Source organism: Devosia sp. (genome assembly GCF_036563435.1).
Classification (GTDB): Bacteria; Pseudomonadota; Alphaproteobacteria; order Rhizobiales; family Devosiaceae; genus Devosia.
The window spans coordinates 480452-504552 of the sequence record NZ_DATCMJ010000018.1 but is presented as its reverse complement, the minus strand read 5'-3'; the positions used below and the strand labels follow the sequence as shown (position 1 = coordinate 504552).

General features: G+C 61.4%; 18 protein-coding genes. 11 read left to right on the top strand and 7 right to left on the bottom strand.

Annotation, left to right across the window (positions count from 1 at the left end; translation table 11 throughout):
* Position 1: 1 nt before the first annotated feature.
* A complete protein-coding gene (locus tag VIL88_RS14880) occupies positions 2–1654 on the bottom strand; it encodes a HAMP domain-containing sensor histidine kinase (protein ID WP_331990193.1) in 1653 nt (550 codons plus the stop codon).
* Positions 1655–1907: 253 nt separating this feature from the next.
* Entirely contained in the window at positions 1908–4544 is a 2637-nt protein-coding gene (pepN, locus tag VIL88_RS14875) for an aminopeptidase N (protein ID WP_331990191.1), read from the bottom strand.
* Between the two features lie 290 nt (positions 4545–4834).
* Between pepN and VIL88_RS14870 the strand changes: the two genes are divergently transcribed.
* Complete coding sequence (locus VIL88_RS14870) at positions 4835–6682, top strand: ABC transporter ATP-binding protein (protein WP_331990189.1); 1848 nt, start codon at positions 4835–4837, stop codon at positions 6680–6682.
* A gap of 7 nt (positions 6683–6689) precedes the next feature.
* Here the strand turns inward: VIL88_RS14870 and VIL88_RS14865 are convergent, their stop codons facing one another.
* Positions 6690–8666, bottom strand: coding sequence for a putative bifunctional diguanylate cyclase/phosphodiesterase (locus VIL88_RS14865; RefSeq protein ID WP_331990187.1), 1977 nt, complete (start codon positions 8664–8666; stop codon positions 6690–6692).
* A 249-nt stretch (positions 8667–8915) separates the two neighbouring features.
* Between VIL88_RS14865 and VIL88_RS14860 the strand changes: the two genes are divergently transcribed.
* Positions 8916–11435, top strand: a complete 2520-nt coding sequence (locus VIL88_RS14860; RefSeq protein ID WP_331990185.1) for a beta-mannosidase — start codon at positions 8916–8918, stop codon at positions 11433–11435.
* A 192-nt stretch (positions 11436–11627) separates the two neighbouring features.
* Positions 11628–12614 carry a DMT family transporter gene (locus VIL88_RS14855; protein ID WP_331990183.1) on the top strand — a complete coding sequence of 329 codons (987 nt, stop codon included), beginning with the start codon at positions 11628–11630 and terminating at the stop codon, positions 12612–12614.
* Here VIL88_RS14855 and VIL88_RS14850 read toward each other — a convergent pair.
* Both VIL88_RS14850 and VIL88_RS14845 read right to left on the bottom strand, forming a co-directional pair.
* Positions 12611–13897 (bottom strand): NAD(P)/FAD-dependent oxidoreductase, encoded by a 1287-nt coding sequence (locus VIL88_RS14850; RefSeq protein ID WP_331990181.1) that lies wholly within the window; start codon positions 13895–13897, stop codon positions 12611–12613. The two genes, VIL88_RS14855 and VIL88_RS14850, sit on opposite strands and share 4 nt — an antisense overlap.
* Positions 13898–13963: 66 nt before the next feature.
* Positions 13964–15328, bottom strand: a complete 1365-nt coding sequence (locus VIL88_RS14845) for an FGGY-family carbohydrate kinase (RefSeq protein ID WP_331990179.1) — start codon at positions 15326–15328, stop codon at positions 13964–13966.
* A gap of 377 nt (positions 15329–15705) precedes the next feature.
* On the opposite strand from VIL88_RS14845, the gene VIL88_RS14840 reads away from it, so the two are divergent.
* The 8 genes from VIL88_RS14840 to VIL88_RS14805 all read left to right on the top strand — a co-directional run bounded on the left by VIL88_RS14840 (position 15706) and on the right by VIL88_RS14805 (position 22019).
* On the top strand, positions 15706–15999 hold the full coding sequence (locus VIL88_RS14840; RefSeq protein ID WP_331990177.1) for a pyocin activator PrtN family protein: 294 nt from the start codon (positions 15706–15708) through the stop codon (positions 15997–15999).
* 87 nt (positions 16000–16086) lie between these two features.
* On the top strand, positions 16087–16341 hold the full coding sequence (locus tag VIL88_RS14835) for a hypothetical protein (RefSeq protein WP_331990176.1): 255 nt from the start codon (positions 16087–16089) through the stop codon (positions 16339–16341).
* Between the two features lie 181 nt (positions 16342–16522).
* Positions 16523–17623: an AAA family ATPase gene (locus tag VIL88_RS14830; RefSeq protein WP_331990175.1), complete on the top strand. Its 1101-nt coding sequence runs from the start codon at positions 16523–16525 to the stop codon at positions 17621–17623.
* 1385 nt (positions 17624–19008) lie between these two features.
* Complete coding sequence (locus tag VIL88_RS14825; protein ID WP_331990174.1) at positions 19009–19563, top strand: hypothetical protein; 555 nt, start codon at positions 19009–19011, stop codon at positions 19561–19563.
* 10 nt (positions 19564–19573) lie between these two features.
* A complete protein-coding gene (locus tag VIL88_RS14820; RefSeq protein WP_331990172.1) occupies positions 19574–20167 on the top strand; it encodes a hypothetical protein in 594 nt (197 codons plus the stop codon).
* A 161-nt stretch (positions 20168–20328) separates the two neighbouring features.
* A complete protein-coding gene (locus VIL88_RS14815; RefSeq protein ID WP_331990170.1) occupies positions 20329–20832 on the top strand; it encodes an HK97 family phage prohead protease in 504 nt (167 codons plus the stop codon).
* A 410-nt stretch (positions 20833–21242) separates the two neighbouring features.
* Positions 21243–21431, top strand: coding sequence for a hypothetical protein (locus VIL88_RS14810; protein ID WP_331990168.1), 189 nt, complete (start codon positions 21243–21245; stop codon positions 21429–21431).
* Between the two features lie 18 nt (positions 21432–21449).
* The gene (locus VIL88_RS14805; protein ID WP_331990166.1) at positions 21450–22019 is read left to right on the top strand and encodes a hypothetical protein; all 570 of its coding nucleotides are present in this window, start codon (positions 21450–21452) and stop codon (positions 22017–22019) included.
* 325 nt (positions 22020–22344) lie between these two features.
* Here the strand turns inward: VIL88_RS14805 and VIL88_RS14800 are convergent, their stop codons facing one another.
* Positions 22345–23169: a hypothetical protein gene (locus VIL88_RS14800; protein ID WP_331990164.1), complete on the bottom strand. Its 825-nt coding sequence runs from the start codon at positions 23167–23169 to the stop codon at positions 22345–22347.
* A gap of 226 nt (positions 23170–23395) precedes the next feature.
* A complete protein-coding gene (locus tag VIL88_RS14795; protein ID WP_331990162.1) occupies positions 23396–23764 on the bottom strand; it encodes a hypothetical protein in 369 nt (122 codons plus the stop codon).
* Between the last annotated feature and the right edge of the window lie 337 nt (positions 23765–24101).

Here is a 24101-nt window from a genome sequence, read left to right as displayed (position 1 = left end):
TTCAGGCGGCCTGTCCCTGCGCCATGCTGGCCAGCGGCAAGGATATCGCAACCGTGGTGCCGATTGAAGGGGTGGAGTCGATCACGAGATTTCCCCCGCTCGCCTCGGCAATGGCGCGGGAGATCGAAATCCCTAAGCCTGGGCCGCCGCTTTCGCGGGTAAAGGTCGCGTCCCCCAGCGCAAAGGGCTGCGACAGACTGTCGAGCCGCTCCTGGCTCATGCCGAGGCCGGTGTCGGTGATCTCGATCACCACGCCGTCGCGCGCCGTGAAGGCGGCAAGCTTCACCTGCCCGCCCGATGGGGTAAACCGCAGCGCGTTCTCGACCAGGTTTGAAATCATGCGGGTCAAGCCGAGCTGGTCGCCCATCACAATGGCGTTGCTCTGTTCGCCCAGAACAAACGTGACGCCCGCCCGGTTCGCCTGCGCCTTGAAGCGGTGCACCACGCCGTCGAGCAGGTGATCAAGATCGACCGGGTCGGAGCGCAGGGCCTTGTGGCCGCCCTCGAGCTCGACCAAGTCCAGGATGGTCGCAAACGACGCCAGCAGCCGCTCGCCCGAGGCCTTTATGGACTGGACGTAGTCGGCATAGCGCGCGTCGCCGAGCGGCCCATAGGTCTGGTGCCGCATCAGGTCGGCAAAGCCGATGATGTGGTTGAGCGGTGTGCGGATATCGTGGCTGAGATGGGCGAGGAAATTGGTCTTGGCGCGACTTGCCGCTTCCGCCTTGAGCTTTTCTTCATGGTAGCGGCGGGCGAGGAGGCGTTGCTCCTGCCGAATGGCGTGCAGCATGTTGTCGGTGCGCTTGGCCTCGGTGACGTCGCTGATCAGCGTCATGAAGGCGCCTTCGCCGAGCGGCCGTTCGTCGATCAGCAGGCACGCGCCATCCTCGCTATGCAGCTCCAGCACGCGGCTGCCGTCATCATCGTTGATGAGCTTGATATAGCCGCCGATGCTGAGCCTTTTCACCGCTTCCTGGTAGGTCGTCGTGCCGCTCCCTAGCTTCAGGCGGCTGCGATATTGCTCGTTGCAGACGATCAGCTTTCCGGTACGGGTCCAGCAGGCCACGCCCAGTGGAATGGCGGCGGCCAGGGTGCTGAAATTGTGCCGCTGCACGGCGTCGGGCATGTCGTCGCGGCGCTTGCGCGCCGCAGCCAGGGTGATGAGCCCAGCCAGCGCAAGGGCGGCGCCGCCACGCTGGATGATGCCGCTCCACACATGCCCCTGCCGCGGTTCGAGCGTTAGGACGCCATGGGGCGGCACCGGCAGCACCAGCCCGGCCAGAAGCGGGCTGGCGTCGATATTGGTGTTGCCGTTGAAGCGCGCGTGGGCTGCCGAAACCGGATAGCGATTGTGGCTGGCCAGCATGGCTTCGGCTTCGCTGCTGTTCATGCTCGAAAGCTGGGTTGCGAGAGCCGCGCCCACCATCGCGATCTCGCGCTGCGCGTCCTGGAAGCTGCGGGCGGTGTCGTAGAGGATGAAGAGCGTGGCGCCCAGCAGGGCGGTGAAGGCCACGGCGGTGGTGAGCGGCGTGAGCGTGAAGCGGAAAAGGGATCGCGAAGCCCGGGCCTTGGCGGAGTGAAGTTGCCTGCCTGCACCAACCTTGCCAGAACCGAATCCGGTTACGCTGGCGCCGGATATCTCCGCCGTCCGCATGCAATTCTCCGCTGTTGAGGAGGGGTCTCCTGACCCGCCGATTTGCCCTTAACGATTAATGAATCAGGCGGACTCAGCTGTCCATACCCCGGTCTCTGCCCCGGCCAGGCAGATCGGAAAAACACGAGTCGGAAGAGTCACTTAGCGCCGAAGAAAAATTCTTCCACAGGAGCTGTAAATTTCTCTGTCGAGAGCGCCGAGCCTCTTCGATTTTTTGAGGCCCGGCACAAGGTTGCAGCACCTTTCGGGGGTGCTAGTCAGCCAGCATGCGCGTAAGGATATCGGCGGTGTTCCGGCTCAGCGAAACGCCCTGCAGCGTTGTCAGCGCAGCCCGGGCTGCTTCGCGCCGGGAGCGCTCCAGCATGGGCCAGATGCGGAAGCCGGTCAGCACGCGCGCCGCCACCTGTGGGTTGATCTTGTCCACCTCGGCCACAAAATCGGCGACGAAGCGGAAGCCCTCTCCGTCGGCACGCGCAAACTGCGTCGGGTTGTTCATGGCAAAGGTGGCTAGCAGCGCCCGCAAGCGGTTCGGATTGGTCTTGGGGAAGCCCGGCTCCGCCAGGATCGCCTTCATGTCCGCGATCACGCCGTCCCGTGGTGCCGCAGCCGTGACGGCCAGCCACTTGTCGAGCACCAGCGGATCGCTGCCGAACCGGCTGCGGAAGTCGGCCAGCATGGCCGCGGAATCGGGCGTGTTGGCATAGGTGGAACTGGCCAGCGCTGCCATGCGGTCGGTCATGTTGCTGGCGCTGGCATATTGCTGCGCCGCCAGCGTCGAAGCACCCGGCGCTTCCGCCGCCAGCAGCAGTCCCAGCAAGCGATTGCGCAAGGCGCGGCGTCCCGTGCTCTGCGGGTCCGGCGCATAGGGCGCATCGCTGGCAAGGCGGTTGTAGGCCGTGAGCAACTGCGCAGCGATTGGATCGAACACCACCCGCAACAGGTCGCGCCGCACCGTGTGAATGCGGTCTGGATCGATGTCGCTGCCGATCTCGCGCCCGATGGCCTGCTCGTCCGGAATGTTGAGCGCCAGCGCCTTGAAGGCGTCGTCCAGCGTCTCGCTGGCAAGCGTGTCGCTCATCGCTTGGCTCAAAGCTGCAGCCGAGGCCGTGCTCCACGGCGTGCCCCTGACCGCATCCACGGCAAGCGCCATGCCGACGTCCTGCAGGGCCTGCCAGCGGTTGAACGGGTCGCTGTCGTGCCGGGCAAGGAAGAGCTGATCCTCCTGGCTCGCCTTGCTGTCCACGATCACGGGTGCCGAGAAGCCGCGCAGCAGCGAGGCGACCGGGCGGTTGGCCACGCCGGTGAAGGTCACTTCCGCCGTCGCCGTGTCGAAGACGATGATGTCGTCGCGGATCTCGGCGCCGGCCACTCCGGACCACTCCATCGGATTGCCATTTGGACCCAGCAAGCCGAAGCGGATCGGCAGGACCAGCGGCTGCTTGTCCGGCTGGCCGGGCGTGGGCAGCGTTTCCTGCTTGAGCTTGAGCTTGAAGGTCTGGGAAGACGGATCGTAGCTGTCCTCCACGCTGAGGCGTGGCGTGCCCGCCTGCAGGTACCAGGTCTTGAACTGGTCGAGATTGGTGCCGTTGGCATCGGCGAAGGCTGCAAGGAACGCCTCGATCGTCGTCGCCTGGCCGTCGTGGCGCTCGAAATAGAGATCCATGCCCTTGCGGAAGCCCGCTTCGCCCAGCAGCGTTGCCAGCATCCGGACGATCTCGGCGCCCTTCTCATAGACCGTGGTCGTATAGAAGTTGTTGATCTCGCGATACTGGTCCGGCCGCGGCGGGTGGGCGAGGGGACCACCGTCCTCCGGGAATTGGGCCCGGCGCAGCGTGGCGACGTCCGAAATGCGCTTCACCGCGCGGCTGCGCTCGTCACTGGTGAATTCCTGGTCGCGATAGACCGTCAGCCCTTCCTTGAGGCAGAGCTGGAACCAGTCGCGGCAGGTGATGCGGTTGCCGGTCCAGTTATGAAAATATTCGTGCGCAATGACGCGCTCGATCCCGTCATAGTCACCGTCGGTGGCCGTGTCCGGCTTGGCGAAGACCAGCTTGTCGTTGAAGATGTTGAGCCCCTTGTTCTCCATCGCGCCGAAGTTGAAATCGCTGACGGCGACAATGTTGAAGATGTCGAGGTCGTATTCGCGCCCGAAGCGCCGCTCGTCCCAGGCCATGGAGCGCTTGAGGCTGTCCATTGCCCAAAGGCACTGCTCTTCCTTGCCGTGGGTGCAATAGATCGCCAGCTGCACCTGCCGGCCAGAAGCGGTGGTGAAGCTGTCGGTGATTGAGCCGAGATCCCCCGCCACCAGGGCAAAGAGGTATGCCGGCTTGGGGAAGGGGTCCTCCCACACCGCGAAGTGGAGCCCGTCTCCCGCGTTGCCCTCGTCCACCAGGTTGCCATTGGCCAGCAGCACCGGCGCCACGTCCTTGGGCGCCGTCATGCGCACCTTGAACACGGCCAGGTTGTCCGGGCGATCCAGGTAATAGGTGATGCGGCGGAAGCCCTCCGGCTCGCATTGCGTGCACCAGGTGCCGCTGGAGCGATAAAGCCCCATCAGCTTCGTATTGCCCTCCGGCTGCAGCACCACCTCCGTTTCAAGCACGAAGCGGCGCAGCGGCGGCTCCACGAGCGTGAGGCTCTTGTCGTCCGCTGCGTAGGCGGACAGCATCAGCGGCGCGCCATCGATGGCGATGGAACTCAGCGTCAGCCCATCCCCGTCCAGCACCAGCGGCGTCCCGGCCAGAGTGTCCTCGCGCGGCTCCACGGTCAGCAGGGCCCTGACGCGCGTGTTCTCGGGGAGGATCTTGAAGTCCAGGTCGACGGCTACGATCCGATAGGGACTGGGGGTGTAATCCTTGAGGTAGATGGTGTGCTCGGTCTCAGTACGCATGCGTCATCCGTCTGTCGTCGGTCCGGGATTTATTGTGGCGCGGCTGCAACAGCAGACTCGCCTCTATCGTGTATCCTAACGGACCTGCATCCGTTTCGGTCGAATATTCTCAGCCCCGTTCGTCGGCTTGAGGCGCGGACCGGCTGGCTGCGCGACGCTGCTCCTCTGCGCCTGTGCGCGTATCGAGCGCGGAAGTCTTTTCTGGTCGGCACGACATCGGGCGCGCTCCCGGTCCACAATGGGGACAGAGCGCAAGTCCGATGCGGCCTGGCCCAATCCTGGTGACGATCATGCTGCGCTGGTTTGAACGACGTCTGAACGCCTATCCTTCCGGAGATCCTGTCGAGCCGCCCAAAGGCTTGCTGGCCTTCTGTCTCCACTATAGCCACGGCGCCAAGAAGTGGCTGGCCCTGATGGCCTTTGCTGCCGCTGCGGTGGCCATCGGCGAAATCATCATCTTCGGCTTCATCGGCGATGTGGTGAACTGGCTCGCTGGCGCCAACCCGGAGACCTTCCTCCAGACCGACGGCTGGAAGCTGGCACTTATGGCCGCCATGGTCGTGCTGGTCCTGCCCGGCTTCGCGCTGGTCTCCACCCTCACCATGCACCAGACGCTCTTGGGCAACTTCCCCCAGCGCATCCGCTGGATGAGCCATCGCTACCTCATCCGCCAGTCGATGAGCTACTTCCAGGACGAGTTCGCCGGCCGCATCGGCGCCAAGCTGATGCAGACCTCGCTCGCCGTACGTGAAGTGGTGATGAAGCTGCTCGACATGCTGGTCTATGTCGTCGTCTACTTCACCGGAGCGGTGGTGCTGGCGGCGTCGGCCGACTGGCGCCTCGCCATTCCGTTCCTGCTGTGGCTGGCGGCCTATGTGTCGCTGATGGTCTACTTCATTCCGCGCATGGGCAAGATTTCGCAGGCCCAGGCCGATGCTCGCTCGACCATGACCGGCCGCATCGTCGACAGCTACACCAATATCGCCACGGTCAAGCTCTTCAGCCACTCCAACCGCGAGGAGCGCTATGCCAAGGAGGCGATGGACGAGTTTCTCGACACCGTGTACCGCCAGATGCGCCTCTTCACCTGGCTCAACATGCTGGTGCTCTGGTCCAATGCCCTGCTGCTGGCCTCGGTGGGCGGCGTCGGCATCTGGCTCTGGATGCAGGGCCTGATGACGCCGGGCGCCCTCGCGGTCTCGCTCGGCCTCGTCATGCGCTTCCAGGGCATGAGCCAGTGGGTCATGTGGGAAATGTCGGCGCTGTTCGAGAATATCGGTACCGTCAAGGACGGCATCTCCTCCTTCTCCCTGCCGCGCGTCGTCTCCGACGCCAAGGGCGCCCAGCCGATCGGCAAGGTCGAGGGCGATATCAAGTTCGAGAACGTCTCCTTCCACTACGGCAAGACCTCGGGCGTCATCGACGACCTCAACCTCCACATCCGCCCTGGCGAGAAGATCGGCTTGGTCGGCCGCTCCGGCGCCGGCAAGTCGACCATCGTCAACCTCCTGCTGCGCTTCTATGACCGCGCCGACGGGCGCATCCTGGTGGATGGGCACGACATCGCCGCCGTCACTCAGGACTCGCTCCGCGCCAATATCGGCGTGGTGACGCAGGACACGTCCCTGCTGCACCGCTCGGTTCGCGATAACATCATCTATGGCCGCCCTGACGCGACCGAAGAGATGATGCGCGAGGCGGCCGATCTGGCCGAGGCGACAGCCTTCATCGAAGGGCTGAGCGATCTCCAGGGCCGCAAGGGCTTCGATGCCCATGTCGGCGAGCGCGGCGTCAAGCTCTCTGGCGGCCAGCGCCAGCGTATCGCCATCGCCCGCGTGCTGCTCAAGAACGCCCCGATCCTGGTGCTGGACGAAGCGACGTCCGCCCTCGACTCCGAAGTCGAAGCCGCCATCCAGGGCCAACTGCAACTGTTGATGAAGGGCAAGACGGTCATCGCCATCGCCCACCGCCTCTCCACCATCGCGATGATGGATCGGCTCGTGGTGCTCGACAAGGGCAGGGTGGTCGAGACCGGCACGCATGCCGAGCTGGTCGATACCGGCGGCATCTACAGCCAGCTTTGGCATCGTCAGTCGGGCGGCTTCATCGATGCCGACCAGGTTGAGGCGGCGCAGTAGCCCGGCTCTAGCTGGCGGTATCGAAAACCTGGCGTGGGTGGCGGTGCCACCCATGCCGCTCGTCCGTCAGCTGCTTGAGCATGGCGTCCTCGGTCATGGGGCGGCCGAACAGGTAGCCCTGCATCACCGTGCCGCCCAGCCCGAGCAGCACCTTGAGCTGCTCCTCGGTCTCGATGCCTTCGAAAACGCAGGAGATGCCCAGGTTCCGGCAGAGGTCGATCGTGGTCTTGATGATCGCCCGGCTGGTCGCGTCGGTGGTCACGTCCTTGACGAAGCTGCGGTCCACCTTGATCCGGTCCAGCGGCAGCTTCTGCACATAGGTGAGGCTTGAATGGCCGGTGCCGAAGTCGTCCAGCGCGATACGCGAGCCAAGCGACAGAAGCGCGATCAGCGCATCGCTGGCCTGCTCCATGTCGCGCATGACGGCGGTCTCGGTGATTTCGAAGTCGACGCGGCACGGCCTGCCCGCCTGCTGCACCAGGGCCACGATGGCTTCGATCGCCGTTGTCGAGGCCAAGTCGTGTGCCGAAAGGTTCACCGACAGCCGCATCGAGCGGGGAAGCCTTGCCGAGGCGAGGAGCGCCTTGCGCAACACCGTCTGCGTGATCTTGCTGATCATGCCGATCCGCTCGGCCAAGGGAATGAACTTGGCCGGCGACACTTCTCCCAGCAGCGGGTTGTGCCACCGCGCCAACACTTCAAATCCGGTGATCCGGTTCAGCGATACGTCAAACTGCGGCTGGAACAGAATGTGGATTTCTGCCTCGAGGTCCGCCGTGAGCAGCGCGTGCTCCATGATGCGCACGCGCCCCAGTTCGGCCGCATGCTTGTCGCTGAACACCAGCGCCGTGCCCCGCGCCTCGCGCTTGGCCACCCACGTCGCGTAGTCGGCCCGGTCGTAGAGCGTTTCAGCAGTGTCACCCGACTTGGACAGCGCGAGACCAGCGGAGGCCGACAGGTGGACGATACCCTGCTTGGTGTCGAAAGACTTGCGCATCGCTCCAGCCAGGGTGTCTCCGCACGATTGGAGGCCCGCAGAACTCGTGGCTTCAACAATGACCAATGCGAATTCGTCGTCGCCCAGCCGCGCCACCATGGTGGCGGGGCGGCGCAGCGCCTTGATCCGCTCCGCCACCTCGATCAGCACCCGGTCACCGGTGATCTGCCCGAAGATGTCATTGACCGATTTGAAGCTGTCGAGGTCGAGCCGGGCCACGGCGATCTGCCGGCCCTCGGCTTCGGCCTTTTCCAACTCGGCCGTGAGGTGCCGCACGAACCAGCGGCGGTTGGGCAGCCCCGTCAGGCTGTCGACATTCGCCATGCGGTAATTTTCGTCCGACAGCAGCTGGGTTTCCCGCTGTTTGCGCTCGACCGCCGAGCGGGAAGCGACCAATTCGCTGAAGTCCCTGTAGTTGCCCAGCAGTAACCAGATCAGCACCAGGACGACGATGGCAAAATTGAACGCCAGCGCCATGAACACCGCATTACCGCTGGTCGCAAAAACGCCGGTGAACGGCACGAGAACACAGACAGCCACCGTGATCGCAGCGCCACGCAGGTTCTTGAGCGAGAACACGCAGCAAATGCTTGTGATAGCCATGTAGAAAGCGACATGGGACTGCTGGAAGGCGTTGCCGTAGGGATAAAGGCTCAGCGACCAGGCGGAGAAGCCCACGCCCAGGAGCGCCGCCAGCGCAACCGTGCTGCCCAGGAGCTTGCGCGCACGTTCAGCCGTCATCTCCCTTTTGCGGGTGCGCCACCACATGACGAGGCGCGACATGCAGGCCAGTGTCAGCAGCGCAGGAACATAAATGCGCAAAAGGGCAGGGGCCGTGTCATGCGTCGCCGCCAGCGCCAGAGAATTGACCAGGAGGATGCAGTACATGAGCGGCACTTGCCGCGTGAATGCGCGCGCCTGCGCCTGAACCAGATCGGGATCGTCCGGCAGCGCGAAGAACTTGGCAATGGCATTCAAACCAGACATTGGCCTTCTGGCCCCAACTCTGGGCAGACCCTAGCCGGAAAAATCCTAATAGAGCTGTAAAGCTGGCTCCTGCTGATCGGTCCTCTGTCGCAAATAGCAACGCTGCAATTACGAAAAATCGAGCAGATTTCGCCATTGAGGGATGCCTTGATCTGCGTGTAGAAGGAGTTCCGCAATCGATTGCAGAACCTATTTGCTACGCCCAACAAGCGAGCTGACTGCCCCTAAGGGGCGCGTGAGGAGACCCAGATGGCCGTGCCAGAGACTTATTCCGCCCTCGATCTGCGGGGCGATTTCGCGCTGTCATCGCCGACCATCGACATCAAGGCGCCCATCGCGCTCCCGGGCGACGTGCACACCGCCCTGCTGGCCGGCAACCACATTCCCGATCCCTATTTCGGCGAAAACGAAAAAACGGTCATGTGGGTCAACGAAACCGCCTGGTCGGTGGAGCGGCAATTCACCGCCTCCGCCGCCGATATCGACGGTTACCTGACGCTGACCCTGGCCGAGGTCGATTGCATCGCCACGATCCTTCTCAACGGCGAAGTGGTCGCCAGGACGCAGAACAGTTTCCTGCGCAACGACATCGACGTCACCGGCAAGGTGCGCGAGGGCAACAACACGCTCCGCATCGAGTTCGACATCGCACCCGACGTTGCCAAGGCGCGCGCCGATAGGCACCCGTTTCCTATCCCCTTCACCAAGAACTACCAGACCAACGGTTTGAAGGGCATCCACATGAACTTCATCCGCAAGGCGGCCTGCCATGCGGGTTGGGACTGGGGCATCTGCCTCATGCCGATCGGCGTCTACGGCACCATGTCCTTGCGCAAGTCGCGCCTGGCGCGCCAGGACAGCGTCCAGGTCGATCAGGCCCATGGCAGCAACTCGGTCGAACTCTCGATCAAGACTCGCCTTTTCGCCTTTGCTCACGGTGAGGTGGAACTTGAACACACCATCGATGGGCAGTTGATCACCGATAAGGTTGTGGTGCAGAAAGGCGAGAACCTCTTTACGCACAACATCACCATCCACAATCCCAGGCTCTGGTGGCCAGCCGGGCAAGGTGAGCAACCGCTCTACGAATTGGTAACTAACCTCGAGGGCGAAAAGACCGTCCGCCAGATCGGCCTGCGCAAGCTCGAATGGATCGTCGAGCCCGACGAGATCGACCACTCGTTCAAGTGCCGCATCAACGGCCGCGACATCACCATGATGGGCGCCAACTGGATCCCCGCCGACGCCATCCCGTCGCGCATCACCCCCGCCGTCATCCGCGACCTCCTCGAAAGCGCCAAGGCCGCCAACATGAACATGCTCCGCATCTGGGGCGGCGGCCAGTACGAGCCGGACTACTTCTACGAGCTCTGCGATGAGCTGGGCATCCTCATCTGGCACGATTTCATGTTTGCCTGCATGAGCTATCCCTCCGACCGCCCGTTCCTCGAAAACGTGCGCCAGGAAATCACCCAGCAGGTGCGCCGTCTCAGTCACCACGCCTCGATCGCGCTCTGGTGCGGTGACAACGAGGTCATCGGTTCGCTCAACTGGTACCCCGAGACCAAGGCTGACCCCGGCCGCTATATCGCCAACTACGACCGCCTTAATTCCATGCTCGGCAACATCGTCGAGGACGAAGACCCGGTCCGCCGCTTCTGGCCGTCCTCGCCTTCGCTTGGCTACATGGATTTCTCCGACGGCTGGCATTCCGACACCCGTGGCGACCTCCACTACTGGGACGTCTGGCACTCCGCCAAGCCATTTGAGGCCTACCGGACGGTCCATCCCCGCTTTGCCTCCGAATTCGGCTTCCAGTCCTTCACATCAATGAACGTGATCGAGACCTTTGCCGAAGCCAAGGATCGCAACCCGTCCTCGCCGGTGATGGAAAACCACCAGCGCAATGCCGGCGGCAATGCGCGCATTCTCGAAACGATGACGCGCTACTTCCGTTTCCCGCGCGATTTCGAGCAGATGGTGTTCCTCAGCCAGATCCAGCAGGGCCTCGCCATCAAGACGGCCATCGAATACTGGCGCTCCACCAAGCCGCGTTGCATGGGCACCCTGTTCTGGCAGATCAACGACATCTGGCCGGTGGCCTCCTGGTCGAGCCTTGACTATGGCGGGCAGTGGAAGCTGCTGCAGTACATGGCCAAGCGCTTCTTCCTGCCGGTCAATGTCGTGGCCGTGCCGCAGCACGACGAGGTGCCCACCAACTCGCGCGGCACCCCCGTGGAAGGCGCACCGCCGACCACCATCGCCTTCCGCGGCATCAATGATACCGCCAAGCCGGTCAGCATCTCGCTCGAGGTGCGCGCGGTGCGCATCGGCGGCGGCGACCGCGTTGTGTTCTCCGGCAACACGGCCATCAGCCCCGATGCTGCCATCACCATCACCGCGCTGCCCTTTGCAGATCTTGCCGAGGACGAGTTCCTGTTCTTCTCCTGGCGCGATGCGCAGGGCAAGCTCCTGGGCGAGAACGACTACTTCCCCAAGCCCTACAAGGCCTACGAACTGGTGGAGCCCAAGGTCCGTGCTGCCTGGTCCGACAACGACGGCGAGTTCGTCCTGACGCTCACGGCAGACAAACCCGCGCTCTTTGTCACGGCCACGGTCGACGTGCCCGGCTACTTCTCCGACAATGCCGTGACGCTGCTGCCGGGCCGGACAACCGAACTAACCTTCACGCCCCGTCACGGCGCCAAGCCCTCGGCGTCCGAGCTGCTTCACTCGCTGAAAGTGCGTAATCTCAGCGACACGTTCTGAAACTGTCAGCGGTAGGGCGAGCTGAACGGAGCGGCGCCCCACCCACCAGCCGTCACCCTCGGGCTCGACCCGAGGGCCCTTCACGTGCGGAGCGCCGCCCAAGTACATTACCCTCGGGTCAAGCCTGAGGGTGACGCTTGTGGGTGGGGCGCGGCCCAACTTCCATACAAGTTTTCCCTGATGTGCCTTGACATGCGTCGGCGCATCACCCATCGCTGGGCCGATCCCGACGCGCCTGCGGCGCCCATCTTCGGAACAGCTATGTCCTCCACCATCGCGCCCGCACAGGAGCGTCGCCTGCTCGGCATCGGGCTTGCGCTTGCCGCCTATTTTCTCTTCGTCTGCCTCGACAGTTCGGCCAAGTGGCTGGGCCTTGCCGGCATTCCGGCGCTTCAGGTCATGTTCGTGCGCTACGCCGTCCATCTTGGCCTTGCTGCCGGCATCAACCTGCCGCGCAAGGGCCTGGGGCTTCTCCGCACGCAGAACCTGACGCTTGAAATGCTGCGGGCAGCGGCGCTTGTCGGCTCCACCCTCTGCAACTTCACCGCCGTGCGCTATCTCCCCCTCACCGTAACCGGCGCCATCAGCTTCACCGTTCCCCTGATCATCACCGCACTTTCCGTCTTTATCCTGCATGAAGCCGTAGGCTGGCGGCGCTGGCTGGCCATCATTGTCGGCTTCGTCGGCGTGCTGATCATCGTGCGTCCCGGCAGCGACGTATTCCACCCCGCAACGCTGCTGTCTCTAGGCGGCGCTGTCTCCTATGCCTGCTATGCCCTGCTGACCCGACGCCTCGCGGGAATAGACTCGGCTGGCACCCAGCAGTTCTACGGTGCTGCTCTCCCCACGCTGGTTCTCGCGCCCCTTGCCCTCGCTAATTGGGTCTGGCCAGACAGTCTCCTGGGCTGGGTGATCCTGTCCCTGATCGGCATCATCGGCTTTTCCGGGCATCAGTTCATAACCGTTGCCCATCGCTATGCGCCCGCCTCGGTGCTGGCGCCGTTCAGCTACCTGCAAATTTTCTTTTTCGCGGCGGCAAGCCTCTTTATCTTCAACCAGCCACCCGACGTCTGGTTCTTTGCCGGGGCGCCGGTCGTCATCGGTAGCGGGCTTTATATCTGGCTACGCGAACGGGCATTGCACCGCGCGGCGACCGCGGTGGAAGCGGCCGAGCGCTAGCTGTCGGTCACTTCCTTGATCGGCACGGCCTTTGTCGCGTCCCCCTGCGTGATGAGGCGGGCGCTGCGCTGTCCGCTAAGGTAGATCCACAGCCAGCTCAGGGCCACGGCGAGGCGATTCTTGGTGTCGATCAGGAAATAGATGTGGGCCAGGCCCCAGAACCACCAGGCGATCCATCCCTTGAGGCGGATCCAGCCGAAGTCGATCACAGCGGCGCGCTTGCCGATCGTCGCCAGGTCTCCCTTGTGCCCATACCGGAAGGGCCGCGCCTCTTGCTCGCCGCGGAGCCGCGCCTCGATGATGCGTGCGGCATGCCGCCCCGCCTGCTTGGCCGCGTCACCAATGCCTGGCACGGACTTGCCGTCAGCATTGATCATTGCGGCCGTGTCACCCACCACGAAGATGTCCGGATGCCCCGGCACGGAAAGGTCCGGCTCCACCTTTACCCGTCCCGCCTTGTCGCTTTCCGCGCCAAGCCACTTCGCCGCCGGCGATGCCTGCACCCCCGCCGCCCAGATGATGGACGCTGTATCCAAGCGCTTGCCGCCATATTCCAGGCCCTCCGCATCAATGGAGGTCACCGGTTCCCCCATGACCACCTCAACGCCCAGGCGTCTCAGCGCCTGGAGGCTATAGTCGGATAGCTCCGGCTTGAAGTTGCCCAGCACCTTGCTACCCGCCTCGATCAGCACCACGCGCGCCTTGGCCGGGTCGGAGTGCCGAAACTCGCCGCGCAGCGTTTCCCGCGCCAGCTCTACAATGGCGCCGGCAAGCTCCACCCCTGTGGGTCCGCCGCCGATGATCGCAAAGGTCAGCAGCGCCTGCCGCTTCTGCGGATTCGGCTCGCGCTCGGCAGCCTCGAACGCCAGCAGCAGCTTGCGGCGGATCGTGGTGGCGTCTTCCAAGGTCTTGAGCCCGGGTGCGAACTGCTCCCACGCGTCGTTGCCGAAATAGGCATGGCGGGCGCCGGTGGCGATGATCAGACTATCATAGGGCATGGGAGGGGCGTCGGCGAGGATCACCCGCTTGCCGGCCACGTCCACCTCCGTCACCGTCGCCAGCAGGGTCGTGGCATTGCGCTGGTCGCGCAGGATGTGGCGGATGGGCCAGGCAATCTCCGACGTGGCCAGCGAGGCGGTTGCCACCTGGTAGAGCAGGGGCTGGAACAGGTGGTGATTGCGCCGATCGATCAGCACGATCTCGACATCGGCTCGCGCCAGCGCTTGCGCCGCGGAAAGCCCGCCGAAGCCGCTGCCGACAATAACTACCCTGTGCCGCCCCATGATCGTCTCCATGCCCCTATATGGGTACAATGAAGCACGCTAGCATCGGTTCAGCCTGCAGGGCAGCTAGGCGATGGAACGACGCCAGCGCTGCGCGTATTCGTCGAAGCCCGGCACCGCTAGCGATTGGATTGCCGCATGGCTGGCCCGCTGCGCCTCGCCAAAGCCGAAAAGCATGCTAGCGCCCAGACTCGTGCCCGTGGCATCACCTGAAGCATAGACCGGCACGCCGGTGAGGCGGCCCAGGGCGCTGGCAAACAGCCGGTTGCGCGCCAGAGGCCCCTCGATGATGATCTCGCGCCCCAGGCCGCAAAGCCCCAGCGAAGCCTCCGTCACAAGAGCCAGGTAAAGCGAAGCCGCAGCCGTCCGCTCACCGGCCCCAAGCGTCTCGGCATCCACCGTCCAGCCGCCCTTCGCCTGCGGAAAAGGCCCGACGCCAGGCGTAACGCTGGGCTGTACCCGAACATCCCTATCGATGACGGCGGCGATCTCCTCGTCACGCGGCTCCGCGATGTTCGGCACCAGCTGGTCGAATTCCCGTCCACCCATGAAACGGGCTGTCGGCACGGCGCGCCCGAACGCGTCAACGTTGGCAAGGCTGTCGCGCCCGGCATCCAGCTGCGCGGTGCTGCCGCCTACTGTCATGGCGATGGTCCAGGTGCCGGTCGAGATGATGGTGAACGGCGCTTCGTGCTGGCCCAGATGGGGCAGGAGCGACGCATTGGAATCGTGGATGCCGCAAGTCACCGGCGTGTCGCTCGTCAAGCCAGTCTCCTGCGCCACGTCCGGTCGGAGGTGGCCGATCACCGAAGCCGCTGGACGAACCTCCGGAAACAGCCCTGACCAATCCTGTGCGCTTACAAGGCTCGAGAACGTCCCCGTCGCCGGTGCCCACAGGTCGGTATGGCATCCCAGCGATGTCACCTCGCTCGCGAGCACACCCGTCAGCCGCCACGCCCAGTATTGCGGATAGGTCAGGATCGCCGTGGCGCGGGCAAACTCCTGTGTGAAGGCATTCGCCTGCCAGAAGATTTGCGCAGCAAGATTGAGCCCGTTGGGCAGAAGCGGCGACAGGGTCTCGCTGAAGGGTGGGCGGACTTCGCCATAGGCCTCTGCCGTCTGCTCGGGACCATCATGTTCATAGTCCAGCACCGGCATGGCCAGGACCCCGCCCGCCATGAGCGCCGCCGTGGCGCCATGGGTGGTGATCGAGATGCCGTCGATGCCATGCTCGGCGCCCAGCACCCGAAGGCTCCCAACGATGAAGGTCCAGAGCATCTCCACGTCCGCATGCGGATAAAGCCCCTCCCGCCGCACCACATTGGGTGTCGTGCGCACCGCCACCTGCTGGCGCGACTGGGAGTCGATCAGCACGACCTTGGCATTGGTTTTGCCGATGTCGATCACGGCGATGTGGCGGGGCAGGGTCATGGGACGCTCGCGGGAACTGGTGCAGCGCCCATACTGCAAATCGCAGCGCCATGCCACACTAACATGTTACTCCTGCACCCCTCTCGTGCAAACCAGCTCTCCCGCCTGCGGCTGGCCAGACCGCCCTTTCTGATGTATCCCGCCACCATGACCGACATCGCGCGCGCCCGGCGCTTTTCCGTTGCCCCCATGATCGATTGGACGGACTGACGCTCTAATTTACCGCAGGCAAACAATATTTCATTGATCTGTGGCTGCCGCGTAGGATTTTTGTCGTACTCAGGGATAGTCGCGAATAAGCGCAAACGAGTTGACTTCAGAAATGACACACAGGTCTAAACTGGATGTTGGCACCTCCGCCAACGCCGGAGCCTGTCATGTCCCAACTCGCTAACGACAATTCCCCACGCCTGAACACGGCTTTCCTGCTGATGGCCCAGTACAATGGCGCCGCTGTGATCCCGGTTGAGGCGGTTTGCCGCGATTACTTCTCACATCTCGATCCGACTAAGTTCGTCCGCAAGGTCGGGGCAGGGGAGATCGCCATTCCGCTAGTCCGGATGGAAGCAAGCCAGAAGTGCGCAAAGGGCGTGCACCTAACGGACCTTGCAGATTACCTCGACGGCCGAAGGGCTGCTGCACTCAAAGAGCGCGATCAGTTGGCCGCCTAACCACCAACACCAACCACAACGATCAGCTCCGGGCACCCTCCCGGCGCTCAACTCAACACGCCCGCATTACCGCGGATAGGAAATACAATGCGCATACTCTATGCAGAGCTGGTCGATGAACCTGCCAGCAAACCAACCCGCTGCCTTGGCACCGTGGATCTGGAGCTGACGCCCGACGTCCGGATGTACGGACTACGTCTGCTCCAAATGCCCGACGGCAAGAAGATCTTGTTCGCTCCCCATGCTGGCCATCGTCGCGCGGCTACGTTCTCGCTTAAGTTGGCCAGGACCCTGACCGCCATGGCGATCGAAGCACTTGGGGTGGCAGCAAATGACGACTGATAACACCACAGCAGTCGACCCAAGAAAGGATCCTACATTTCTTGCCTGGTAAGCCGGTATGGTGGCTTCGATGCGTAGGGCGGCATCCAGGGTAAACCTACGTAGGCTCGAAGCTTGGCAAGCAGACGCCCCGGCTGCGCCTGTTCCCCAGTACCCGGTGCAGACAATTGTGCCCCCTCGGATGAGTGAGCCGGCGAACGACAACTACCCCGCATCGCTGGTTGAGTTTGTCGACCCCTCGGTTTGGGCAGGAAAGCATGTTCCGGAGCGGCGCTGGTATGTTCCAGCCCTTATTCCAGGTCGGACAGTCACCCTGCTATCTGGCGATGGCGGTCTCGGTAAGTCACTCCTGGCGCTTCAACTTGCTATAGCTTCCGCCGTGGGTGGCTCGACCATGGGTCTACACCCAGAAGCTGGCCGCGTCGTGTACGTAGGAGCCGAAGACGAAGCTGACGAGTTTCACCGGCGTATTGATGACATCCTCGCCAGCACGGGCCACACGTACGCTGATCTAAAAGACCGTTTTCTGTTGCTACCGCTTGCTGAGACTGATGCCACGCTCGCGGCGCCTGACAAATCCGGAAAGATGCAGGCCACGCCTCTCTTGGATGCGTTGTTTGATCGCGTTGTCGAGTACAAACCCACCCTAGTGGTACTGGATACCAGCGCCGATCTTTTTGGCGGTGACGAGATCAAGCGAGTACAGGTCAGACAGTTTGCGGCGATGCTTCGGGGGCTTGCCATCGAAGGTAATTGCGCCGTTCTGCTGCTCAGCCACCCATCACAGAGTGGTATGCAGTCCGGCAGTGGAACGTCCGGCAGCACGGCCTGGAATAACAGCGTACGCTCGAGGCTATACCTGACTAAGCCGACTGGTGATGCCGCGGATCCAGACGCGCGGGTGCTAACGACGATGAAAGCCAACTACGGCCGCACTGGTGACACTTTGAACCTCCGCTGGGAGGACGGTGTATTCGTCGCGAGCGATGGGCAGACTATGAGTCTCGCCGGCGGTCTGTTGAACAAGCAAGACGAAGACACTTTTCTAGCGCTCCTGTCCAAGCTCAACCGACACGGGCAATCATGTAGCCCGAACCGTAGCTCAACGTATGCACCATCGGTGATGGCCAAGCATCCCGACGCTAAAGCCGTTGGGAAGGCGAAGCTGGAGTCAGCTATGCACCGACTGCTAGACGATGGACGGATTAAGATCGTGGTCGATGGGCCGCCTTCCAAGCCTCGAAGCAGGCTTTGGGTGACGGCTGAAGACTTCGGCGGGTGACCTTCCGACGGTGCTTCCAACGGTCTTCCAACGCCTACCAACGGGGTGTTCCCACTCTCCCCCTATAACCCCCGCACCGTCGGAAGGCGTCGGTAGCCGTTGGAACGGCTGCCGCCTTCCGGCATGCACAAGGGTAAATTAATCCGATCGAACCGAACAAATGGTGGACGGCCACGTTTGACGGGCCGGTGAATTGCGGACAAGATGTCCGGGTGAAAAAAAGACCCCGCCGAAGCGGGGCCAAGTTTTCTGCATCGCTGGTTTTACCGCTTGGCGACCCGTCGCAAGGGCCACCGGCGGCAGTGGGAACTGATATGTTCCCGCTGACCCAGCCGTGTACGCCAGTAGTCGATAACCGACACTGGCTTGATGATCGGACATGCTACTCGCATAGCCAAATCTCCATCTCTGGAGACAAGTCGGGCTTGCCACCCCTTCGACGGCTAACCCGCCGAAAGACCATCCTCCTCATTACTTGGAGCGGGCCTGCCGGTGGTGGGCGCGAGTAACGTTGCGATCACCCTGTCAATTTACAGGTTGAGCCTAATACTTAACAACCAGTGATTTCGCAAAATGGGGGCTTGACTGCGAGTCCGGGCTTATAAAGGGCCGCGTCTGCTGATTATTCTTGGTTATTGCTGTGGATAGTGCCGGCTAGCCCGCATTCCGGTTTCCTGCGGGACTGGCCGCCCAACCACCACCGGCAACCCGTGGCTGGCAGCCATCACGTACCGGCCGTGCTGGGTTATCGCCAACCCTCTAGGTGTGATGCTCGCCAAACCCAAGAAGCAGAGTCGCCGCTGGGTAAGCCAAGCTACACCCCGTTGTGGCTCGACTGTCATTGCGAGCAGGAGTAGCCGCTCAGCTAGTTCAAGCTGGTCCCACCGGACCGGTTGGGGCTGTGTTAGCAGGCTCATCTCAGCACTCCGCCAGGCATCGAAGATGACCGTCAACGTGCGCTGGTCGTGGGTGGTTGCGGTTTTGTGATCGGTGGAAGGCGCACCGAACTTTGAGGGCTGGAGGGGAGGGGGTGGGTCGCCTTTCTGCCGGAACCAAGGGTGCCCACCGGCCGGGTACTGAAACGCGTTACGCCGCGAGTTTCGAGACTTTTTTCCCCACTCAGATCAGGCAGAGAACAAGAGCGTTTCTGGTGTCCATAACCTTCGATGAGGTAGGAAAACCGGAAAGTTGCAACCTTAATCAGTGAAGGGTCAACATACGACCGTTCCTGTACTCGTGCGCTTGGTTCCTGAAGCCTTCACAAGCCACCAGATTGAGGCCCGACAGCCCTCAGTGTGGTGATAGTCCCTGCCGTTTAGGCGGGGATTTTTTTCGCGCGTCCATTTGCGCGCGTCGCAGCGCGCCAACCAACATAAGGAAACAACATGGCAACCGTTGCCGAAACGGTGGCAGCGATAGCGGCTGCCACTGAAACCAAACCTGGCTGGGTGTTGCACCTCGCAAGGCGTTTGCAAGAAGCAGGTATTCTACCAACTGGCTCAGCCTCTGCACCAGCGGCCGTCCACATTGAGCATGTCGCCTCGCTGCTTTTAGCTTTGCTGAGCGGAGCGCAGCTGAAAGCAGCCGCCACGGCCGTTCATGTCTATGGTGACATGCGCCGCTGCGGCGTGGACGTCACCATCATGCCGGAGGCTATGCGGCCGCCGGTAACTGTAGCCCGCGATTATCTCGAGCATGTGTTGCACCTGTTTGCGGCTGGTAGTGCAGATGATCAGCGTGGGCTGCCACAAATGCAGCTGGAGTTTGTCTCCAACTGGCCCGAACTGACTATCCTGTTTGGCAAAGGCGAAGACCCTTGGCGGTTCGTTCCAGCAGGTGAACTGGCCACCCATTGGCGCTCAGGCGCAATTCGCAAATCCACAACCATCACCGGCGCCGCGCTCCGAGAGATCGTTCGCCGCCTGAATCAAACCCGTTAAGGAGCGCCCCATGGGTCTACTTAGTAAGAAACCTGCGGCTGTAGAGCCGAATTATCGCGTCCCAAGCCTGCAAGAAGTTGATGACGAATACGGCGTCCTGCTTGAACGGCGTTCGGCGCTGCAAACCACGCATGCTCGGCTGCAGGCTGAAATCCGGCAGTGCCAGGATGAACTGGGACGTCAGCCGGCGCCGGCCTTCAAGCCCGAAGTCGCCGAGCTGCTTGGTGAAGATGCTGGCAGTGCATCAACGCTTCGCACACAGATCCGGGAAAAGACCGCACAGGTGGCGCATCATGACGCGGCACTTCAGGTCATTGAGGATCGTCTCCGCCAAGCCGTCGGGGCTGCTAGCCTAAAGGTTTGCGAGCAGGTTCGCCCGGAATACGGGCGGCGCGTGCAACAGGTATGTCGCGCATTGCTGGCTTTGGAGAGCGCGTACGCAGAACTAGATACGCTCAAGAACGACCTAGAACGCGAGGACGTACAATGGACGCGCCTCACTCCAATGCTCCCGACCTTTCTTGGTCCTCTTCGCGACCCGGACAACCGCATCGCACGCTATCTGCGAGAGGCCAAAGACGCGGGGTATTGGGATGTCGCTTGAGCGCGCAGTCGAACGCCGATCCAAGAGCGCTCGGAAAGTGAAACTTCCTGGGCAGACTGAGCACTTCTCAAGCCGAGATGCATCGGTGATCGCTCGCGAACTTCGGGAGCGATCGGAGCTGGGTAAGCGCGAGGCTCGCCTTGCAGCCGCGGAGGCGAAACTTGGCAGAGGTTCTTAGCGGTTACGCAGCCAAGTTCGGCAAAGAGACTACCATCGCCGGGGAGTTTCGCGAGCGTCTGGCTCCAGGCTGCTTTGATCGTACCCTGCGCGAGAACAAGGACATATTCGCCCTTCTATACCACGACTACAGCCACGTGCTCGGGCGAACCAGCTCGGGAACCCTGCAGCTCCGAGTAGATGATGTGGGATTGTGGTTCTCGTTGCAACCTAACCCCGAAACACCGGATGGTCAGGCAGCGGTGGGTCACGTCAGAAGGCGAGACGTTGCTGGGTGCTCTTTTGGGTTCAGAGTGAAAGCCGAGGAATGGGAAGACGGCGGACTTAGGTTGCCGCTTCGAACCATCACCGATGTCGACCTGTTCGAGATCACGCTAACTCCGATCCCTGCCTATAAGGACACTGACGTCTCGCTAATCGCTCCTGGTGAGGCACTGCGGCAAAAAGCTGAAGCGGCCATGCGTCGGCGTGGCATTTCGCTAAACTGAAAAAGGCCCCGGCAGCTTAAGAGCGCCAGGGCCTTCTCTGTCCGGCGCAGCAGGGGGCATTGCGCACCGGTTGATGGATAGATGGTGTGGGTAGCGAAGGGATCAACGGCGCTCGCGAGGGTGTGAAGGGCCACTGCCTTCGTGAAAGGTAGATAGCTTCAGCGCGCGATTCAGCTGAAGCCAGCGGTGCGTTGAGTGGTTATCCTTCTCGCCACGCGATCAATTATAACGGAGAAACGAACTTAGCCCCGTTTCGCGCCTTATATGAGTGAGTAGCATGACGCATCAGGAGATGGGCTTTGGCTATTCGGGATTCCCGAATAGCCAAAAAACAAACTCATTGTCAACATATTGTTGACCTGCTATGGCGTACAAACAAATGAACTCACAGGAGTTCTAAGGAGCGTGGAATGGATACTCAGATCGAACTAGCGAAGCATCGGCTTTTTGCCGTTGATGAGCTCAATGCGGCTGACATCAAGCTTTTTCCCGGCTCTACCCGGGACAGCACACCTGAGCAAATAGCTGAGCAGGTAAATAAAGCTATTGCCCAAATCATGAACGGCGAATACGAGTTGCTGTCTGACGACAACGATTAGTCTGAGCTGCTCAATCGAATGAAGTATCGCGACCTATACGAATATTGCCAAGAACAGCCGCTATATATAGGTCGCAACGTTATCCGGGATAAGGCGCTCGAACTTACTGGCGTGCCCAAGATCCCCATAACGATAGTGGATATGGACCCGCAGCACTGTCGTGGGTTTTACCTATCAGCCAAGAATCAAGATCACGTTATGGTACGCCAGTTTGGCGGCCATATCGTTGCTATTGCTCGGGGCCTTAACAAGTGTTGGACCCGCTTCGTGGTCGTAAAAGAGTTCATGCACCTCTTCGGTGATGAGCTCTCTGCAGCAGACACCGGGGCAGAGTTCGAGGCGCTACTCCAGGGGATCAACGGCCCTGATGAGCTCACGCCCCAAATTCAATCTGAATTCGATTGTTTCTGGATGGCTCTCGGAGCTCTTTGTCCAGAGGCTAAGCGCCTGGAGTATGCAGCTAAGCGCGCCTTGAACGAAATCGACGACTACACGATCGCGCTCGAGCTCAAAATCCCACAGCTTTATGTTCCGCGCCTTTTCGAGAGTAGGTACCGCAAGATTCTAGATCGCATTCTTGCTAGCTAGTAAGACGCCGGCTTCAACCCGCCTCCAAGGCGGGTTTTTTGTCCCTCGTATGAATCCGGAACCAATCTTCAACAAAGCTCGTTGGACTTGGGTAAGTCGGAGTAAAAGCATGATCAAAAAGGCTTTTTCGGCATTGCTTGCCACGCATGTCTACGCGCTTGTTGCTTATCACGAGCATCGCTTCCGAACCCGTTACGGCCGCCCAGCCGTTCCACCTCGAACTCTCTGACTGCCAGCTATTAGCCCGATGGGCATAACCAGAAACGCCTCGCGAAAGCGGGGCGTTATGGCTCCAACCTGCTCGCCAAAAGTCTAGGACCACCCTCTAAGCATGTGGCGCGATATCGTAAAAGGGCACGTTCTGGAACTGTATCCCCAAAAAGAACTGCTCAATAGGTGTATGATCGGGTGGCGTTCTGATGAATACTTCGAAACAGAAGCGGAAAACACGGGTATCGGCGTCCCGTTGCCAAAAGACGTCACGGTACTCCCCGTAGCCAAAGAGAAAGCACCTCTTCTTCCCCTGGTACACCTCCCACGCTTCATCCATAGAGAGAAAGCGGTCAGACAGGTTGAAAACATTACCCGCACCCAATTCATGCTCTACTTCGGCGCCCATCCGTGAAAACGTGATATTTGGGGCTGGCTCAGACTGAGAAAGAAGAGGCATGTCGACGTAAAGCAGCTTCAAAGTTGCTGGAGACTGTCCGGTGTTCTTAATGACTGGCGCAAAGCGGAAGGCCACCACGGCACCATCCATCTGAGCGTGCATGCTGGCGGTACTCGCATGATCCCAAGACACATAAGCCCTTACCTGCGCCTCGCCCAGCAACCTAGCCGTGGCGTTCGCTTCTATGGCGGCGTTGGCAGTTCGCCTTGTCTCGATAAAAGTCCTCCTAACGAGAACCAACCCGACTAGGCTAATGCCGGTCGCGACAAGAGCAAGTAAAGCTGTCAACCAATTTGCATAGGTATCCCGCGTCGAAAATTCCGGCCACCAGTATCCCTCGAGCGGACCTCTGGCTTCTAAGCTCGCAACTATGGAGGAATCCACAGGAACGCGGTGTAGCAGTCCAACGACGGCGATCATCACGACACTTAGAAGAATAAGTCCAAGTGCAACTAAAGCTGGCTTGTCGTCGCGGTACATATCAATCTCGCAGTGTAGAAGCGCATAAGAAGGAACCTGGCGAGCCATCACCGACATCATTCAGCTAATGCAGCCCTCCCTCGTCGCGTGCGAAGTGACTATGGAAAAACGCGGGCAGCTATAAAAGGCGATGAAGCCGGTTGATGGCAACCTGGGTTGTCACGCGGACGAAGCGACTCGTAGGTGGCAAGTGCCCACCGAGGTACCGGCTTAAAAGTCGCTGCGCCTATGTAGCAGCGAAAGTGATGCCGCAGTTTTTGATGCGGTTGACCTGTTCGATCGCCTGCATCTCGCCTTTGAGACGGGCGACTTCCGCTGCAGCTGCGCCATCACCCTTCATGAAGAATGCGGCCGGCCAGAAGAGCACCAGAGAGACGGTGGTCATAGCCACGTCGCTGCTACGGGCCTTTTCCTGCTGTCCATTTGCCGCGGCCGCACGGGCCGATACGGCCTCGGCTTCGGCACGAAGCTGGGCACAACTCAGATTTTCGTAAAGGCCAGTCGAAACATAAGCAGGTGCGATGTCTTTCGGCGGTGTTGCGCAGGCAGCAAGCATCGCAGTCGCGCCGAGCACGATTACAGTCTTCTTCAACATTAGAAAGTCCCCAACAATGCAGTGACTAAGCACAATCGCGTGAATTCAAGCAAGTAGATTCATTCACGTATCGTTAAGCACTGTGTCTCGGTCCAGCTAACGCCGAGCTACCACTAACCATTCCAAGCCCGCAGCCCGCCCATCAAGGCGGGTTTTTCTTTCCGAACTGAAACTTTTACAGCCCGCCTTGAGGCGGGCTTTTTGCACATGGAGTGCCGAATGACTCTTAGTACCAACTGGCTTTTCTTGATTCTCGCGAAAGCCATACTCGAGCTAGCAGCCGGGGGGCTTTCCGCTCCGACACGGGAAGCGCTGCAGAACATTGTTGACGTTTCTG